19 protein-coding genes are annotated in these 17,136 nt (G+C 70.7%); 14 read left to right on the top strand and 5 right to left on the bottom strand.

What is annotated here, in order from left to right; translation table 11 throughout:
* Positions 1 to 129 precede the first annotated feature (129 nt).
* Both ABZ860_RS38310 and ABZ860_RS38315 read left to right on the top strand, forming a co-directional pair.
* The gene (locus ABZ860_RS38310) at positions 130 to 1,728 is read left to right on the top strand and encodes a CDP-alcohol phosphatidyltransferase family protein (protein ID WP_357230180.1); all 1,599 of its coding nucleotides are present in this window, start codon (positions 130 to 132) and stop codon (positions 1,726 to 1,728) included.
* Complete coding sequence (locus ABZ860_RS38315; RefSeq protein WP_357230182.1) at positions 1,725 to 2,435, top strand: DUF5941 domain-containing protein; 711 nt, start codon at positions 1,725 to 1,727, stop codon at positions 2,433 to 2,435. Before ABZ860_RS38310 ends, ABZ860_RS38315 begins: the two co-directional genes overlap by 4 nt.
* Before the next feature lie 51 nt (positions 2,436 to 2,486).
* Here ABZ860_RS38315 and ABZ860_RS38320 read toward each other — a convergent pair whose 3' ends face one another.
* Positions 2,487 to 2,981: an ATP-binding protein gene (locus ABZ860_RS38320; protein WP_357230184.1), complete on the bottom strand. Its 495-nt coding sequence runs from the start codon at positions 2,979 to 2,981 to the stop codon at positions 2,487 to 2,489.
* Between the two features lie 226 nt (positions 2,982 to 3,207).
* Here ABZ860_RS38320 and ABZ860_RS38325 point away from each other — a divergent pair, with 226 nt between their 5' ends.
* Complete coding sequence (locus ABZ860_RS38325) at positions 3,208 to 4,107, top strand: helix-turn-helix transcriptional regulator (RefSeq protein WP_357230186.1); 900 nt, start codon at positions 3,208 to 3,210, stop codon at positions 4,105 to 4,107.
* A gap of 1 nt (position 4,108) precedes the next feature.
* On the opposite strand, the gene ABZ860_RS38330 is transcribed toward ABZ860_RS38325, so the two are convergent.
* The 3 genes from ABZ860_RS38330 to ABZ860_RS38340 all read right to left on the bottom strand — a co-directional run bounded on the left by ABZ860_RS38330 (position 4,109) and on the right by ABZ860_RS38340 (position 6,556).
* Positions 4,109 to 5,008, bottom strand: a complete 900-nt coding sequence (locus ABZ860_RS38330) for a LysR substrate-binding domain-containing protein (RefSeq protein ID WP_357230188.1) — start codon at positions 5,006 to 5,008, stop codon at positions 4,109 to 4,111.
* Between the two features lie 79 nt (positions 5,009 to 5,087).
* On the bottom strand, positions 5,088 to 5,816 hold the full coding sequence (locus ABZ860_RS38335; protein WP_357230189.1) for an ABC transporter permease: 729 nt from the start codon (positions 5,814 to 5,816) through the stop codon (positions 5,088 to 5,090).
* Positions 5,813 to 6,556, bottom strand: a complete 744-nt coding sequence (locus ABZ860_RS38340; protein WP_357230192.1) for an ATP-binding cassette domain-containing protein — start codon at positions 6,554 to 6,556, stop codon at positions 5,813 to 5,815. The genes ABZ860_RS38335 and ABZ860_RS38340 overlap by 4 nt, the downstream gene beginning before the upstream one ends.
* A 65-nt stretch (positions 6,557 to 6,621) precedes the next feature.
* On the opposite strand from ABZ860_RS38340, the gene ABZ860_RS38345 reads away from it, so the two are divergent.
* Entirely contained in the window at positions 6,622 to 7,314 is a 693-nt protein-coding gene (locus ABZ860_RS38345) for a helix-turn-helix domain-containing protein (RefSeq protein WP_357230194.1), read from the top strand.
* On the opposite strand, the gene ABZ860_RS38350 is transcribed toward ABZ860_RS38345, so the two are convergent.
* Positions 7,268 to 7,954, bottom strand: a complete 687-nt coding sequence (locus ABZ860_RS38350) for a helix-turn-helix domain-containing protein (RefSeq protein ID WP_357230196.1) — start codon at positions 7,952 to 7,954, stop codon at positions 7,268 to 7,270. The genes ABZ860_RS38345 and ABZ860_RS38350 overlap by 47 nt on opposite strands.
* 127 nt (positions 7,955 to 8,081) lie before the next feature.
* Here ABZ860_RS38350 and ABZ860_RS38355 point away from each other — a divergent pair, with 127 nt between their 5' ends.
* The 10 genes from ABZ860_RS38355 (at position 8,082) to ABZ860_RS38400 (ending at position 17,018) form a co-directional block, all read left to right on the top strand.
* A complete protein-coding gene (locus tag ABZ860_RS38355) occupies positions 8,082 to 9,113 on the top strand; it encodes a DMT family transporter (RefSeq protein WP_357230198.1) in 1,032 nt (343 codons plus the stop codon).
* Between the two features lie 30 nt (positions 9,114 to 9,143).
* Entirely contained in the window at positions 9,144 to 9,968 is an 825-nt protein-coding gene (locus tag ABZ860_RS38360) for an MBL fold metallo-hydrolase (protein WP_357230200.1), read from the top strand.
* 32 nt (positions 9,969 to 10,000) lie between these two features.
* Positions 10,001 to 10,687, top strand: coding sequence for a DsbA family protein (locus ABZ860_RS38365; protein ID WP_357230202.1), 687 nt, complete (start codon positions 10,001 to 10,003; stop codon positions 10,685 to 10,687).
* 470 nt (positions 10,688 to 11,157) lie between these two features.
* Positions 11,158 to 12,369 (top strand): aminotransferase class I/II-fold pyridoxal phosphate-dependent enzyme, encoded by a 1,212-nt coding sequence (locus ABZ860_RS38370; protein WP_357230204.1) that lies wholly within the window; start codon positions 11,158 to 11,160, stop codon positions 12,367 to 12,369.
* Positions 12,359 to 12,865: a DUF6190 family protein gene (locus tag ABZ860_RS38375; RefSeq protein ID WP_357230206.1), complete on the top strand. Its 507-nt coding sequence runs from the start codon at positions 12,359 to 12,361 to the stop codon at positions 12,863 to 12,865. The genes ABZ860_RS38370 and ABZ860_RS38375 overlap by 11 nt, the downstream gene beginning before the upstream one ends.
* An 8-nt stretch (positions 12,866 to 12,873) precedes the next feature.
* The gene (locus ABZ860_RS38380) at positions 12,874 to 13,683 is read left to right on the top strand and encodes a dihydrodipicolinate synthase family protein (RefSeq protein WP_357230208.1); all 810 of its coding nucleotides are present in this window, start codon (positions 12,874 to 12,876) and stop codon (positions 13,681 to 13,683) included.
* Between the two features lie 5 nt (positions 13,684 to 13,688).
* Positions 13,689 to 14,528 carry an iron-containing redox enzyme family protein gene (locus tag ABZ860_RS38385; protein WP_357230216.1) on the top strand — a complete coding sequence of 280 codons (840 nt, stop codon included), beginning with the start codon at positions 13,689 to 13,691 and terminating at the stop codon, positions 14,526 to 14,528.
* Positions 14,525 to 14,857 (top strand): Rieske 2Fe-2S domain-containing protein, encoded by a 333-nt coding sequence (locus ABZ860_RS38390; RefSeq protein WP_357230210.1) that lies wholly within the window; start codon positions 14,525 to 14,527, stop codon positions 14,855 to 14,857. The genes ABZ860_RS38385 and ABZ860_RS38390 overlap by 4 nt, the downstream gene beginning before the upstream one ends.
* Entirely contained in the window at positions 14,854 to 16,305 is a 1,452-nt protein-coding gene (locus tag ABZ860_RS38395) for a cytosine permease (RefSeq protein ID WP_357230212.1), read from the top strand. The genes ABZ860_RS38390 and ABZ860_RS38395 overlap by 4 nt, the downstream gene beginning before the upstream one ends.
* Positions 16,302 to 17,018, top strand: coding sequence for a DsbA family protein (locus tag ABZ860_RS38400; protein ID WP_357230214.1), 717 nt, complete (start codon positions 16,302 to 16,304; stop codon positions 17,016 to 17,018). The genes ABZ860_RS38395 and ABZ860_RS38400 overlap by 4 nt, the downstream gene beginning before the upstream one ends.
* Positions 17,019 to 17,136: the final 118 nt, after the last annotated feature.

Consider the following 17,136-nt stretch of genomic DNA (forward strand, 5'->3'; position numbering starts at 1 on the left):
AGGGACCGTACGGTAAACCTGGGGTGCATCGGTTCAACCGAAAGGTCACTAAGCTTTGGCTTCCGGCGGACTTCCCCGCGCCGGTCAAGCCTGAGGGCCTGATCTCCCCCCGTTGCGTGAAAGGTTGCCATGACCCGCGTGGTCCTGCTGGGCGCCCCGCCCGGCCCGATCAGTCCCCCGCCGCCCGGCGGTCAGCCCGCCCTGTCCGCGGCCATCACGCTGAAATCGCTGCCCGGGGCCCCCTCCGCGTACGACAGGCTGCTCGCGCAGGCCGCCGCGCTGGACCCCGAGCCGACGACGATCGCCAGGCCGGGAGACGCCGCCGCCTACCGCAGGCCGTACGGCAGGGTCGTGGAGAGCCCTGACGTCGCAGGTGACCTGCGCGCGCTGGCCGACGCGGTCGAGGGCGCCGAGGAGAACCTGCTGATCCTGCCGGCCGACTCGCTGGTGCACGACGAGCTGATCTACCAGATCACCAAGGCCAAACGGGGGGCCATCGCACTGGTCGTCCGGCAGGAGCGGCAGGAGCAGGACGGGAACGAGCCTCCGGAGGAGGAGGTGCCGATCGAGGAGGCGGAGCCCGAGATCGGCGACAAGGTCATCGAGGGGCTGCCCCAGCGCACCCGTATCGGCCGGAGCCGGATCATCTCGGTCGGCACCGCCTACCACGCGGTGACCCGGCCCAACGCGGCGCTGCTCGGACCGCTGCACCTCCACCAGCGCCACCTGCAGACCCTCGCCGAGGTCGCCCGTGAGCTGGCCGACATGGCCCACCTGTTCGGCCCCGAGGACGACGTGACCGAGCTCCTCGTGCTCGGCCTGGTCCGGCGCGGCGTGTCGGTGGGCCGGCGGGGCCGCCGCGACCTGTTCTTCCGCCGCGTCCGCAGCCAGGCCGAGGCCGACGAGGCGCTGGCGGAGATGGCGGACTACGACGAGGACCGGGCCCGGCTGAACAACGCCGTGAAGGGCGCCGACGGCTTCTTCACCACGTTCTTCGTCAGCACCTACTCGCGCTTCATCGCCCGCTGGGCGGCCCGCCGCGGGCTCACGCCCAACCAGGTGACGCTGATCTCGATCGCCCTCGGCCTGCTGTCGGCCGGCGCGTTCGCCACCGGCACCCGCTGGGGGGCGGTGGCCGGCGCGGTGCTCATCTACTTCGCGTTCGTCTTCGACTGCGTGGACGGCCAGGTCGCCCGCTACGCGCGCAAGTTCGGCGTGCTCGGCGCCTGGCTCGACGCCACCTTCGACCGGTTCAAGGAGTACGCCGTCTTCGTCGGCCTCGCGGTCGGCGCGACGGTGTCCGGGCAGTTCGGCGACGGCGAGGGCGTCTGGACGCTGGCGCTGGTCGCGCTGGCCCTCCAGTCGGTCAAGCACCTGCTGGACTTCTCGTTCGGTGCGGCCAACCGGCGCAAGGCGCCCGTGCCGCTGCCCACGCTGGACCTGACGGTCGCCGACGACCGTCCGCTGCGGGAGGCGCTGGAGCAGCGCAGGGCGAGCCGGAGCACCGGCGTGCGCGGGCTGCTGAAGCTGTGGACCAAGGCCGGCAAGTTCCGCCCCGTCCACTGGGCCCGCAAGATGATCGTGTTCCCCATCGGCGAGCGTTTCGCCGCGATCGCGATCACCGCCGCGTTCTTCAACCCCCGGGTGACGTTCCTCACGCTGATCGTCTGGGGCGGCATCGCGGCCACCTACACCCTCACCGGACGTCTCCTGAGGTCGCTCGCATGATCACTCAGCCGCAGGCCATCACGCCGCTCCCCGACCCGGACGAGGAGCGCCGCCGCGTCCAGACCGCGCGCCTGCTCGCCTACCGCGACGACGGCCCGCTCGCCACCGCGCTGAAGGGTTCGCTCGGCCGGCTGCTGCCGCCCGTGCCCGCGACCGCCGTGGCGCTGATCGCGATCGTGGCGCTGGCCGTCGCCGGCGCCCTCACCGACGGCCCGATCCTGCTCGTGCCCGTCGCCGTGCTGCTCGTGCTGGTCCTGCCCACCGCCGGCCGCGACCACCTGGGCCGCTTCGACTGGCTCACTCCCCCGCTGCTGCGCGCGGCCGAGTTCCTGACGATCATCCTGCTCGGGCTGGCCGAGGACACGCCCAAGTGGCTGCTGTTCGTGCTCATCTACGTGATCGGCTACCACACGTACGACACCGTCTACCGCACCCGGCAGGGCATCTGGCCCCCCGCCTGGCTGTACCAGGCGGGGCTGGGCTGGGAGCTCCGCCTGCTGATCCTGGGCGTGGCCGCCGCCGCCGGATGGCTGACCCCCGTGGCGGCCGTCCTCACGGCGTACCTGCTCGTGCTGTTCACTGTCGAGAGCGTCACGAGCTGGGTCCGGCTCGACAAGGCCTCCGCGCAGGCCCAGGCCGACCAGGACCTGGAGCAGTCGCCCGAGGAGGCCGCCGAGCAGGTCACCGGCGAGGCCGAGCAGGGCTGACCGCACCGGCCCGGGCGTCGCGGCTCGGGCCGGTCTCGGCAGGCAGGCCGGTCAGGAGGCGGGAGAGGCGTCGAACAGCGCCCAGACGACCTTGCCCCCGCCGCGGGTGAGGATCCATCCCCACGCCGCGGTCAGCGCCTCGACCAGATGCAGCCCCCGGCCCGACTCCGACAGGTCGCTCCACGGCGAGACCGCGGGCACCCGGGCGCTGGCGTCGCTCACGCCGCAGCCGATATGAAAGCGGTGCTTCACCAGCCTCAGCCGGATCGGCGGGGCGTCCGCGGGGTCTCCAGGGGCGTGCCGCAGCGCGTTCGTCACCAACTCCGACACCACGATCTGCGCGTCCGGCACGAGGCCGGGAAGGCCCCAGCCGCACAAGGTCCTGGCGGTGAAGTCACGTGCCGCGGCGGCGGACGTGGTGCGCCCGCGAAAGGTGCACGTGGCCGACGGCGGCAGGGACAAGCCGGCGACGTCGTCCCGCTCGAACATCGAGGTCAACCACGGAGGCGCTGTCGCGGCTCCCGGGCCCGCCAGGTCTGCTGTCATCGCCGATCCCTCAGGTCTCACCCATTACATGATGTGAATTTCCCTGCCGTCGTGTATCTTGCCCTGTGCCTTGCGGATGCAAGCACGCGTGCACGTGCAAATGTCGCGCGTCCCCCGACTTTCCGTGGAAGTTCCCAGAAAAGACGGCCTCACCCCGGTCCGGTAGGATGATCAATCCGATTGATTCACCAGGAATTCTTCCGGGAGCGCCGCCGATGGAGCGATCGTGAACGCACAGGCGGACAGCGCCGCCCCCGTACCGGTAGGGATCGCCCGTGGCGGCCCGACGGCCCTGCGGCTGCTGCTCGGGGCCCAGCTCAGGCGGCTGCGCCGGCAGAGCGGCGTCACCCCCGAGGAAGCGGCCCGTGCCATCCGCGGCTCGCACGCCAAGATCAGCAGGCTGGAGCTCGGCCGGGTCGGATTCAAGGAGCGGGACGTCGCCGACCTGCTCACCCTCTACGGCATCACTGACCCCGACGACCGTGCCGTGCTGCTCGACCTGGCGCGGCAGGCCAACATCCCCGGCTGGTGGCACAAGTACAGCGACGTGCTGCCGGGCTGGTTCGAGTTCTACGTCGGGCTGGAGGAGGCGGCGTCGGTCATCCGCTGCTACGAACTGCAGTTCGTGCCCACGCTGCTGCAGACGCCCGAGTACGCGCGGGCCCTCGTGCTGCGGAGCAACGCGGGGCGGTCCGCCGACGACGTCGACCGGCGTGTGGACCTGCGGATGCGCCGGCAGGAGCGGCTGACCGGGCCCGAGGCGGCGACCCTGTGGGCCGTGATGGACGAGGGAGCGCTGCGCCGCCCGATCGGCGGCAGGAAGGTGATGCGGGCCCAGCTGGAACACCTCATCGAGGTGACGAAGCAGCCGAACATCACGCTGCAGATCGTGCCGTTCGACCACGGCGGGCACGCCGCGTGCGGAGGGCCTTTCACGATCCTGCGCTTCGATGCGCCCGAGCTGCCCGACGTCGTCTACCTGGAGCAGCTCACCAGCGCCCTCTACCTGGACAAGCCCGAGGACACCGAGGCGTACACGCAGGTGATGAACGCGGTGTGCGTGGACGCCCGCCCGGCCACGCAGACCGGCGCCTTCCTGGAGGAGCTGCTCGCCGACCTCGGGTGAACTACCTCCTGGAGAAGAACGCCTGGCAGGTCTCGGCGAAGGCGACCGCCCGGGCGGTGGGCCGCACGCCGCGCACCGAGGCGAGCACGACGTCGAGCGCGGGCACGTCGTCGCTGATCGGGACGCACGCGACCCGGCCGCCGTCGTAGGTCTGGTCGTTCTCGGCGCGCTGGTTGAGTATCGAGTAGCCGTGCCCGCCCGCCACCAGCGAGCGCGCCGTCTCGTAGCTCGACGTGCGGAACCGCACGCGCGGCTCGGTGGGGTAGATGGCCCGGAAGTAGTCGCGGCTGCGCGGCAGGTCCAGCAGGATCATCGGCTCGGCCGCCAGGTCCGTCAGCGACACCGTCTCGGCCCGGGCCAGGGGATGCTCCGGCGGCAGCAGCGCGTACGGCCTGGCCCGGGTGAGCGTCCGGATGTCGAGGTCGAGGGCGAGGTCGATGGCGTAGACGAGGGCGACCTCGCACCGCCCGTCGAGCAGGGCCGACTCCATGGCGGAGATCTCGCCCTCCGCGACGCTGACCCGCACCCCCGGGTACTTCTCGGCGAACTCGCGCAGCAGCCGCGACAGGTAGAACGGCGCGAGCGTGGTCAGGCAGCCGACGGCGAGCTCACCGGTCAGCGACCCCGCGAGGCCGCGCGCCGACTGGGCGAGCGCCGCGGCGTGGGACAGGAACTCCCTGGCCTCGACGAGGAAGCGCTCGCCCGCGCGGGTCAGCGACAGGCCGCGGGCGTGATGGCGGATCAGGAGCTGGACCCCCAGCTCCCGCTCCACCTGGGCGATGGCGGCCGAGATCGCCGACTGCGCCACCATGAGTTCTCTGCTGGCCGCGGTCATACTGCCGAGCTCGGCCGCGGTTACGAAGTAACGCAGCTGGACGAGGGTGAAGTTGACGTCCGCCACGCCACCCATTGTGACCGTCTACGTGCCCGGCGGCGCCCGCAAACCGGTATCAACTTCGAATGCCTTTTCCTACCCCTGATCAGGCGTTTTCCCTTTGGAAACGCCTGGTGCCCAGGGTAACGCCCAGGACGGCGAAGGCCAGGGACACGATGACCCCCCACAACAGGGCGGACGACGCGTAGGAACCGGCGAAGAGCGCGCGCAGCCCCTCGACCGCGTACCGGAACGGCGTGAGCCGCGACACCACGTCGAGCCAGGCGGGGGCGAGCGACATCGGCAGCAGCGCGCCCGACAGCAGCATCAGCGGGACCACCACGGTGGACATCACGGGCGCGAACAGCTCCTGCCGTATCGTGAGCGCCGCCGCGTACGACAGCGACGCCATGCCGACCGACAGCACGGTGGTCAGCAGCAGCGCCCCCAGCACCCCCGCGAGCGGCGCCCGCAGGCCCAGCGCGTACGCGGCCACGATGATCGCCACCGCCTGGACCAGCAGCACGACGCTGTCCCTGAGCACCCGGCCGAGCAGCAGCGTCACCCTGCTCACCGGCGTGACCCGCAGCCGTTCGAGCACGCCGAACCGCTGGTCGAAGACGATGGTGAAGCCCGCCATGCCCGCGCTCGTCAACCCGAGCTGCACCAGCAGGCCGGGCACGAGGACGGCCCACGAGCCCACGCCGCTGCGGTCGAACAGCGGGCCGAACAGCACGAGGTAGAGGAACGGCTGCAGGGCGCTGAAGACCAGGCTGAACTTGTTGCCGAAGGAGACGCGCAGGTAGTGCCCCGTCAGGGCGGCGAGGGCGGTCACGCGGCGGCCCCCTCGCGCAGCTCGCGGCCGGTGACCGCGAGGAAGACCTCGTCGAGCGTCCGCGCGCCGTGCTCGGACTTCAGCTCGTCGGGAGTCCCCTGGGCGACGAGCCGGCCGTGGTCGATGATCAGGACGCGGTCGCAGAGCGCGTCGGCCTCTTCCAGGTAGTGGGTCGTGAGGAAGACCGTCAGGCCCTCCTGCTCGCGCAGCCGGCGCACGTGGTCCCACAGGTTGGCGCGGCTTTGCGGGTCGAGCCCGGTCGTGGGCTCGTCGAGGAAGAGCAGCTCGGGCCGGTGGAGCAGGCCCATCGCGATGTCCAGCCGGCGCTTCTGGCCGCCCGACATCGTGACCGTCGTACGCTCCTCGACCCCGGGCAGGTCCAGCGCGGCGAGCAGGGTGGTCACCCGTTCGCGGGCCTGCTCCCTGTTCAGGCCGTACAGGCGGGCCTGGAGCACGAGCTCCTTCCCCACCGCGGAGAACGGCGCGAACGCGCCGCCCTGGGCGACGTAGCCGATGCGGCGGCGTACGCCCGCGGGGTCGGCGAACAGGTCGGCGCCCGCGACCGTGGCGGTGCCGGAGGTCGGGCGCAGCAGCGTGGTCAGCATGCGCAGCGTGGTGGTCTTGCCCGCGCCGTTCGGTCCGAGGAAGCCGACGATCTCTCCTGCGGAGACATCGAGGTCGATCCCCCGGACGGCCTCGACCGGGCCGAAGGTCTTGGTGAGCCCTCTGGCGTGAATCATGGCGAGTAGAGTAACACCAAATTTGGAGTCACTTAAAGATTGTGTCCGCCCTTACAATCGAGAGCGTGGAAGAGGGCCTGCGGGAGCGGAAGAAGCGGGAGACCCGGCAGCGCATCGCCGACATCGCGATGGGGCTGTTCCTGCAACGGGGGTTCGACAACGTCACGGTGGCCGAGGTGGCCAGAGCCGCCGACGTGTCGGTCAACACGGTGTTCAACTACTTCCGCACGAAGGAGGACCTGTTCCTCGACCGCAGCGAGGAGACCGAGGACCTGCTGGCCCGGGCCGTGCGCGAGCGCCGCGCGGGCGAGACGGCGGTCGAGGCGGTGCGGCGCGACTTCTTCGAGGCCCTCGACGCCGGCGACTGGCGTTACGGGATGAGCGAGGGCCTGGACCTGTTCGTGCAGCGGGTCAGGGAGAGCGTGGCGCTCCAGTCGCGGGTGCGCATGCTGGACGTCAATCGGGAGGATCGGCTCGCCCGGACGCTCGCCGAGGAGACCGACGCCGATCCCGAGGACCTGACCCCCTGGCTGGTGTCGGCGCAGGTCTGCGCCACCGTCCGCGCGCTGACCCGCCACTTCGCGATCCGGCAGATGGCCGGCGAGGATCCGGCGCTGATCAGGGCGGACATGAGGGAGCAGGCCGAGCGCGCCTTCGACCTACTGGAGCGCGGGATCGGCGGCTACTGCCCGCGGCCGGAGCCCGGATCGCTCAGCGTGCCGCAAGCCGGCGAGCGCTCCACACCAGCGCCTCGGTGACGCGGGCCTGCGACAGGCCCAGGGTGTGCCGCTGGAACTGGTAGACCTCCGGCGCGAGCGGCGCCAGCACGGCGTCCGCCAGTCCCTCCGGGTCCGGCACTCGCGCCTCGGTCAGCAGCATCCGCACGTGCGCGCGCCAGAAGCGGTAGGCGCCGGTGCCGAACCGCGCGCTCCCGGTCTCGGCCCCGAGCACGAGATGCAGGTGACGCTCCAGCAGGTCGATCAGGGCGACATAGAACGCGGCGAGCCGGTCGGCCGGTGAGGCTCCCGGGCCGAGCGGCGGCGGGCCGTTGAGGATGTGTCCCTGCACCTGCCGCTCGTGCTCGTCCAGGAGGGCCGTCGCGATCGACGCGGGGTCCGGATAGCGCCGGTAGAGCGTGGCCCGCCCCACCCCCGCCGCCCTGGCGATCTCGTCCATCGTGACGTGCCGGGCGTCCCTCGTCGCGAAGAGCTGTTCGGCCGCCTTCAGCACGCGCATGCGGTTGCGCGCGGCGTCCGCCCGCTCCCGCACCGGCGCCGGGCGGCCCGGCTCGAGGTCGAGCACGGGCAGTTCCCGGCCGATGTCGGCCGGCATGGTCCCTTCCGACGGAACGCGGCCGTTCCTCCGGTTTCCGCCGGGATCCATAAACCCGTTGGTCATGAGGACATGGTAGCCCCCCGGTCGAACTATGTGGACATCGCGTCCAGTTTGTCTTACGCTCATCCGGACACCATGTCCGGTTCTGCTCCGGCTACTCGAAATCCGGTTCTTTAGAAGAGGGATCGCGATGCATGCCCTGTTCCTCGCCTCGGCACTGCTGGTCGGCTGCTTACTGGCAGTGCAGGCCTCGGTGAATCTCCAGCTCAACAAAGCCGTGGGGACGCCGTACGGCGCCTCGACCCTGCAACTGGGCGTGGCGACGGCCCTGCTGGCGCTCCTCGCGGTCGCCGTCGGGACGATCGGTGCGGTCCGCCTCGCGCCCGGCGTGCCGGTCTGGCACCTGCTCGGAGGTCTGGCCAGCCCGCTCTACATCACCAGCGGGATCCTGCTCTTCCCCCGCCTCGGCGCGCTGGCGGCGGCGGGCCTGTTCGTGACCGGCCAGATGTTCGCGTCGCTGGGGCTGGACCTGTTCGGCCTGCTCGGCATCGCGCGCAAGCCGCTCAGCGTCGGCATCGCGCTCGGCGCGCTCGCGGTCCTCGCCGGCATCACGGTCATCATCCGCGGGCAGCGCCCGCCGCAGTCGGCGCCCGCGGCGGGACCGGCGACCGGTGGCGCCCCCGGCACACCCGGCGCTCCGACCGGCGGCGGGACGGCCACCGTCACCGCCCCCGCGCCGGCGGCCGTACGCAGGAGCGGCGGCATCGGCCAGGGCGGCTGGATCCTGCTGGGCATCGTGGCCGGCGCGGTCCTGCCCGTGCAGGGAGCGGTCAACGCCGCGCTGCGCAAGGACATCCAGGCGCCGGTGACCACCGCGATGATCAGCTTCATCGTGGCCACGATCACCATCGCCGTGGTGCTGATCGTCCTGCTGGCGACGCGCCGCACCCCCCGGCCGCAGCTCAGCGGTCTGCGCACGATGCCCTGGTGGGGCTGGCTCGGCGGCGCCTGCGCCGCGGCGTACGTCACCGCGACCTTCACGCTCATCCCCACGATCGGCGCCGCCACCACCGTGGCGCTGACCGTGACCGGCCAGCAGGTCGCCTCGGCCGTGATCGACAACTACGGCTTCCTGCGGCTGCCCCGGCGCCCGCTCACCGCGCCGCGTCTGTCCGGCCTCGCCCTGCTCATCATCGGCTCGGTGCTCGTCCAGCTCACCTGAGCGAACTCACCGCGGAAAGGACCCCCCTCCATGACCTCCTATCTGCGCAGCACGTACGAGGCGACGGCCGGTGTCACCACGCTGCCGTCGTCCCTCCCCATCACCGGCGCCGGCGTGCTGCCGGTGAACGCGTACCTGATCCGCGGGCCGCAGCCGATCCTCGTCGACACCGGCATGGCGATCGACCGCGGCTACTTCGAAAAGGCCCTGTGGTCCCTGGTCGACCCGGCCGACCTGCGCTGGATCGTGCTCACGCACGACGACAGGGACCACGCGGGCAACCTGAAGGAAATCCTCATGGCGGCGCCGCAGGCCAAGGTCATCACGAACGGCCTGGCCGTCGCGCGGCTCGGCGAGGAGTGGGACGTGCCCCCCAACCGCGTCCTGCAGGTCAACCCCGGCCGCACGCTGGACCTCGGGGGCAGGATCGTCTCCCTGCTGCGCCCGCCCGCCTACGACTCACCCTCGACGCTGGCCCTCTACGACCACACCACCAGCTCGCTGTTCAGCGCGGACAGCTTCGGCGCGATCCTGCCGACGCCGGCGGAGGACGCCCAGGACGTCCCGGAGAGCGACTACCTCGCCGGGATGGCCCTGTTCACCAGGGCCAACGCCCCCTGGACCGCACTGGCCGACCCGGCCAAGTTCGACGCCGTGCTGGACGACCTGGTCCGGCTCGCTCCCCGGCACATCCTCAGCTCGCACGGCGCCACCGTCGTGGAGCGCACCGAGACGCTCGTGAAGACCCTGCGCGAGGTGCCCTCCATGACGCCGTGGCTGCCGGACGAGGACGTGCTGGTGGAGGCCGTGCTCGCCAAGCACGAGGGGGCCCCGCTCAGCGCCGACGCGGCCTGAGCGCTACGAGGCACGACACAAGGAGAACGTCGATGACGACGACACTGACCCCGGAACCGGGCACCATCATCATCTTCTCGGACATCTGGTGCTCCTTCGCGCACATAGCCGTGCACCGGCTCCACAAGACCCGGGAACGGCTGGGCCTGACCGACCGGGTCCGGTTCGACCACCGCGCCTTCCCTCTGGAACTGCTCAACGACGCGCCCAGTCCCCGGCCGGGGACCGACAGCGAGGTGGGCAGGATGGCCGCGCTGGAGCCCGACGCGGGCTGGCAGCTGTGGCAGGCGAAGGACTGGCTTTACCCGTCCACGACGCTGCCCGCGCTGGAGGCCGTCCAAGCGGCCAAGGAGCAGGGGTTCACGGCGTCGGAGCAGCTCGACCTGGCGCTGCGGAAGGCGTTTTGGGCCGAGTCGCGGTGCATCAGCCACCGAAAGGTCATCCTGGACGCCGCCGCGTCCACCGGCGCCGTGGACGTGGACGCCCTGGCGGCCGCGCTCGACGACGGCCGGGCCCGCAGGGCGCTGTCCGAGCAGGCCGCCATCGCGGCGACCGACCGGGTGAACTGCAGCCCGCACCTGTTCCTTCCGGACGGCACCGACCACGCCAACCCCGGCATCGAGGTCGGCTGGGTCGGCTCGTACGGCATCGGCTGGCCTGTCGTCTCCTCCGACGATCCGAGCGTGTTCGAGGACATCCTGAAGCGCGCCGCCGCCTGACCGAAGCGCCCTCCCAAGGCATCCGGCACGGTTTCCGGGCACAACAGAACAGCCCCCCTGCGGGGCGAACAGAACGCCGGCGGACCCGGGCGGCCCGCCGGCGCAGCACGCGACCGGCTCTTCGATCGGCGCGCGCCGGGACGTCGACGCGCGCCGATTATTTATGGACGAGCCCCATTCCTGGGATAATCGACGCGAATTACGATTACTCAGAGTCAACGTCCGGTGACGCGAAACCCGGACCATTGTGGAAATCTGGAAAGAAGCATTTCCCACCTCACCCGTTGACGTCCGTCGTAAGTGAGACGTACCTTTCTATCGCACTGCCCAGCACGGGCAAGAATCGGGAGTGACGTTCCTCCCTGCTTCTCCGCACCAAGGAGCTCGCGGCTAAGCCGCCGCCTCCGACGCATGTCTTCCCGCACCACTCTTGCGCTACTCCATGTCTCGCACCAGTGAAGGGATCTGTCATGAACAATGTCGGTACGGAAATCGAAGAGACGCCGCTCAGCGCGTCCGAGGCGCCGGACGTGACCGCGTTCGTCGACCTCACCCAGCACGAGATCCAGGCCCTGAAGACCCGGTGGAACCTCGCCGACGCGCACACCCACCAGCGCCAGTCCCCCGGCCAGGACAAGATCGTCTCCCGGCTCCCCGACCTGTGGTACGAGGCCGAGGAAAACCAGCAAGCGTATTTTGAGCGCCGATTCATCGACGCCTTCTTCCGGCTGCACAGGCAGCCTACCGCAGCGGCCGCCGGCAAAACCTGGCTGTCGTATTCGGCCAGCGTCTCCACAATGGTCGCCGCCATGTACCTGATGCAGCGGAACATGTCGGTCGGCCTCATCGAACCGTGCTTCGACAATCTCGTCGACCTGCTCAAGCACATGCGGGTCGAACTCACCGCGCTGCCGGAGGAGTCGCTCGCCGATCCCGCCCGCATTTACGAGAACCTGAGCACGCTGGAAACGGACGCGCTCTATCTGGTCGACCCCAACAATCCGACCGGATTCAGTCTCCTGCAGTACGGGATGGACGGATTCCGCGAGGTCATCCGCTACTGCAAGGACAACGGCAAGCTGCTGATGCTCGACCTGTGCTTCGCGTCGTTCGCGCTGTGCGACGAGAAAATCGGGCGCATCGACATCTACAAGCTGCTGGAGGAGTCGGGCGTCTCGTACATGGCGCTGGAGGACACCGGCAAGACCTGGCCGGTGCAGGACGCCAAGTGCGCGATGCTGACGGTCAGCGACGACATCAAGGAGGACGTCTACAACATCCAGACGGCCGTCCTGCTGAACGTCTCGCCGTTCGTCCTCAACTTCCTCACCCAGTACGTCGAGGACTCCATCGAGGACAACTTCGCCTCGGTGCGCGACGTCATCACCGACAACCGGGCGATGGCCGTCAAGGCCGTCGAGGGCACGATCCTCGAGTACGTCGAGCCCGTGGTGAACACGAGCGTCGCGTGGTTCCGCATCAAGCCGGAGAACCTCACGGCGAGCGAGCTGCAGCAGCGGCTGCTGGAGGACGAGATCTACGTGCTGCCCGGCACGTACTTCTACTGGAACGACCCCGCGAAGGGCGAGCGCTACATCCGCGTCGCCCTCGCCCGCCGGCCGGGCACCTTCGCCTGCGCGATGCACCGGATGCGAGAGGTGCTGCTCGGCTATGAGCGGTGAGCCCTTCCTCGACGCCGCCCTGTTCATGGGCATGCACAGCCGCGACGACGAGGTCCGGCGAGGGTGCAAGCGCTTCTTCACCGAGCGCCTGTCCGGCGGCCACGTCCTGATGAGCCTGGAGCACGTCGGGCGGTGCGACGACCTGGTCTGGCGGTATCCCCGCCAGGTGCAGGACGAGTACTACCCGTTCATGGACAACCTGCACTCCGACATGGCCATCGACCGCATCGGCTACGAGGAGCAGGACCTGCGCCTCGCCCTCGAGGCCGGAGTGCTGTCGGACCTTCCGCTGCACGAGCGGCTGCTCGTGGCGATGGCGATGCGCCGCGACACGGTCGTGGTCACGGCCAGCCCCCGGCTGAGCCTGCGCCCCGACCTCCCGGTCCGGCCGGTGGAGCCGGCGAAGCCGGCCGATGACGAACCGGTGTTCCCTGCGCCGCTGGAACGGCTCTACGAGCGGTCCTTGGCCCTGCGAGTCGACGTCGACGACCTGTGAGGTGACCCGTGAATCCAGCAAAGCACTCGGGGACGATCGTCCCCCTGGTCACGCCCCTGACCGAGGCGGGCGAGGTGTCCGAGCCGAGCGTACGGCGGCTCGTCGGGTCCCTCAGGAGCGAGGTCACCGGGCTGATGCCGGCCCTGTCGACCGGCGAGGGGTGGAAGCTGTCGGATCGGCAGTGGCACGACGTGGTCGCGTACACCGTCCGCCACTCGGACGGGCTGCCCGTCCTGGCCGGCGTGCAGTCGCCGACCACCGAGGAGGTGATCGCCAGGGCGAAGGAGGCCCAGGCCCTCGGTGTGGCGGCCATCGCCGTCACCACCCCCTTCTCGCCCGACCTGACGCAGGAGGAGATCTACGAGCACTACCGGGCGATCAGGGAGGCCGTGCCGGTCCCGCTGTTCGTCTACAACGAGAAGGCCCTGTCGGGCAACCAGATCGAACTGGACACCCTGGTGCGCGTCTGCGCCCTGCCCGGCGTCGCCGGCATCAAGGAGTCCAGCGGGTCGGCCGAGTTCACCAGGAAGCTCGTCGCCGCGGTCCCCGAGATCCCGGTGTTCGAGGGCTGGGAGAACCTCCTGCACGAGGTGACGGGGCCCGGCGGCGTCGCCGGGTTCATCGGTCCCCTGGCCAACCTGGAGCCCGGCCTCGCCAACGCCATGCTGGTCCAGCCGTCCGCGCAGCGGCAGCGGGAGATCGACGCGACGTGCGAGCGGTACGGCCTGTTCAACGACGACTGGTACCGGCATCTGAAGAAGGAACTGCATCGCCGCGGGGTCATCGACACCGACGCGGTCGTCGAGGAAGCGGGGTGAGCGGGATGTTGGAGGTCCGCCCCGGAGACTCCGCCCAGAAGCGGCTGTACGTCTACAACCGCTCGGTCCTCACTCCCGACAGGTGCGCGGAGCTGTGGGAGATCGAGCGCGACTGGGTGGTGCGTCTCGCCGCCGAGCACGAGGAGCGCGCTCCCCGCTTCGGGTTCCGCATCGAGCTGATCGACGCGCTCCACGACCTGCTGGCCAAGGAGCAGGCCAACCCCTCCGGCGACGAGCGCTTCCTCGCGGAGGAGGCCACCCTCGACCAGTTCAAGACGGTGGTCGCGGAGTTCGCCGTCGACGGCCTGGTGGAGTCGCAGTCCCACATCGGGATCCTGCGCCGTCTGCCGCCGAGGGCGCGCATGGCCGTGCTGCGCGTGCTCATCGACGAGTTCGGCTGCGGCAACGACGACATGGAGCACTCCCGGCTCTACCGCGACCTGGTGACCGAGCTGGACATGCCCGCCGACCTGGAGCACTACGTGGACCGGGCCGGAGACGCCAGCTTCGCGTACGTCAACCTGTTCCACTGGCTGGCCGACCGGGCGCCCGCGCCGGAGTACTTCCTCGGCGCGTACGCCTACTTCGAGGCCAGCGTGCTGTACGCCTTCAAGCCCTTCGCGGCGGCGGCGAAACGGCTCGGCATCCGCAACGACCGGTATTACACAGAACATTTGTACATCGACAGCTTCCACTCCAAGCAGATGCAGACCGCGATCCGGGCGCTGGGCGAGCACCGCGAGGTCGACCTGACGAAGGTGTGGGCCGGCGTCACGCTGACCAGCGCCGTCATCGCCGAGGCCACGGCGGCGGCGGTGGACAGGGCGAGGAAGGTGCCCGCATGAGCGAGGACACGGACCGGCCTGTCTCGCTGCGCCAGATCGCGCCCGACCTCCTGCTCATCGAGGTGGCGGGCAGGCGGGTGCTGACCCAGGCCGAGTGTCCCCACCGGAGGGGGCGGCTGCGCTACGGCTACCTCAACGGGCGGACGCTGCGGATCACCTGCCCGCTGCACCACTCCACGTTCGACCTGCTCACCGGCCGGCAGGTGGCCGGCCCGCCGTGCGGGTCGCTGCGCGTCACGCTGCTGCCCGAGGACGCCGCGTCTCCTCGGTCGGCGGCGGAGGCGGCGGCGTACGCCGAGGCCGTCCGGCCCGAAGCGGGTGCCCCGTGACCACCCGCGAGCTGCCCACCCAGGTCACCGGGCAGAGCACGCGGGTGGAGGCGCACGGCGTCGACCGGATCCCGGACGGCGAGCGCACCGCCTCACCGCGCGAGTTCCTGTGGATCTGGCACTCGGCCCAGTTCTCGTTCGGCACGGTGGTGCTCGGCTCGGTGCCGGTGAGCTTCGGCCTGAGCTGGACGGCCTCCGTCACCGCGATCCTGGTGGGGCTGCTGATCGGCACGGCGGTGTTCGCACCGCTCGTGCTGTTCGGCAAGCGCACCGGCGCGAACGACGCGGTGTCCAGCGGCGCCCACTTCGGGGTGCGCGGCCGGGTCGTCGCCAACGTCATCACGATCGTGGTCGCGATCGGGTTCTTCTCGATCGCGGTCTGGACGGGCGCCACGGCAATCCTCGCGGCCGGACAGCGGGTGCTCGGCACCCCTGCCGGCCCGGCCGGGCTGGCCGTCACGATGCCGCTGATGGCGCTGGCCGTCGTGGTGGTCGCGGTGTACGGATACGGCGCGCTGCTGGCGACGTACAAGGTCATGACGGTGATCGGCGGGCTGGTGCTGCTGGCGCTGGTCGTGGTGCTGCTGCCCGGTTTCGACGCGGCGTACGCGGGCGGGCCGTACGCGCTGGGCGACTTCTGGCGGACCTGGCTGCTGGCCGTGTCCTTCAGCGCCACGCTGCCGGTGTCGTACTCGACGTTCCAGGGCGACTACAGCCGCTACCTGTCGCCCCGGGTCGGCGACCGGGCGGCGGTGGCGTACAACGGCGCGGCGATGTACGTGAGCAACGCGCTCGCGCTCGTCGGCGGCGCCTACGTCACCACGATGCTGAAGGACGGCTCGGCGCCCTGGATCCTCGGGGTGGCCGACGTCGTGCCCCGCTGGTTCGCCGTCGTGGTGATCGCCTTCGGGTTCGCCGGCACGCTGCCGCAGGCGGCGCTGTGCCTGTACGCGGCGGGGCTGTCGGCCAACTCCATCCTGTGGCGGCTCCCCCGCGCCGCCGCGACGTGGCTGATGTGGGCGCTCGGGGTCGCCACCCTCTACGTCGGGGCGATCGTCTTCGACGCCATCGAGTCGATCTCGACGTTCGTGCTGATCCTGCTCGTCCTCGTCTCGCCGTGGACCGCGATCATGCTGGTGGGGCTCGCCCTGCGGCGGGGCCGCTACCACCCCGACGACCTGTACGGCTTCGCCCGGCCCGGCGATCGTGGCCGTTACTGGTTCACCGGGGGGTTCAACCTCCGGGCCCTGGGGGCGTTCGTCCCCGCGGTGCTCCTGGGGCTGCTGTTCGTGGACAACACGATCTACACCGGCCCCTTCGCCCGCCTGGCGGGCGGGGTGGACCTGAGCTGCCTGGTGCCGTTCTGCACGGCGGCGCTGCTCTACGCCGCGCTGTGCCGATTGTTCCCCGAGCGGACGGCTCTCGCGACCGGAGGTGATGTGAGTTGAACAGAGATCCGCGACTGCCCGGCTCGCCCGACACGATCGTGATCTTCTCCGACCTCAACTGCTCCTTCGCCCACCTGGCCGTCTACCGCCTGCACGAGGCGCGCCGGCGGCTCGGCCTGGAGGGACGGCTGTGGTTCGACCACCGCTGCTTCCCGCTGGAGCTGTTCAACCGCACGGTGAACGAGCGCCCGGGAGTGGACTCGGAGGTGTCGGTGGTCGGCGCGCTCGACCCCGCCGCCGGCTGGCGGCTGTGGCAGGGACCCGACTGGACCTACCCGGTCACGATGCTGCCGCCGCTGGAGGCCGTGCAGGCGGCCAAGGCGCAGAGCCTGCACGCCTCGGAACAGCTCGACCTGGCGCTGCGCCGGGCCTTCTGGGCCGAAGGCCGGTGCATCTCGCTGCGGCACGAGATCCTCGATATCGCGGCCTCCACCGAGGCGGTCGACGTCGAGGCGCTGGCCGAGGCGCTCGACGACGGCCGCGCCCGGCGCGCGGTGATGGATCAGTTCGAGACGGCCCGGCACGGCCGGGTCAACTGCAGCCCCCACGTGTTCCTGTACGACGGGACCGACGTCGCCAATCCCGGCGTGCGGGCGCGGTGGGTCAACGGCGACTTCGGCGTGGGCTTCCCGGTCATCGAGGCCGACGATCCCACCGTCTACACGGATCTGCTGGCGAGGGCGGCCGAACTGATCTGCGAGGCGGCGGCCTGACAGACCGCCGCCGTGGAGAGGGATGGACTTGGTGCCGTTGTTGGAGTGCACGTTCGAGCCGGTCAGCAGGCGCGTGTCGCCGCTCGTGCCGTACTTGTCGATGTGGGTGCCGTCGAGC

Origin of the sequence: Microbispora sp. NPDC046973 (assembly GCF_040644495.1) — a bacterium.
GTDB lineage: Bacteria > Actinomycetota > Actinomycetes > Streptosporangiales > Streptosporangiaceae > Microbispora.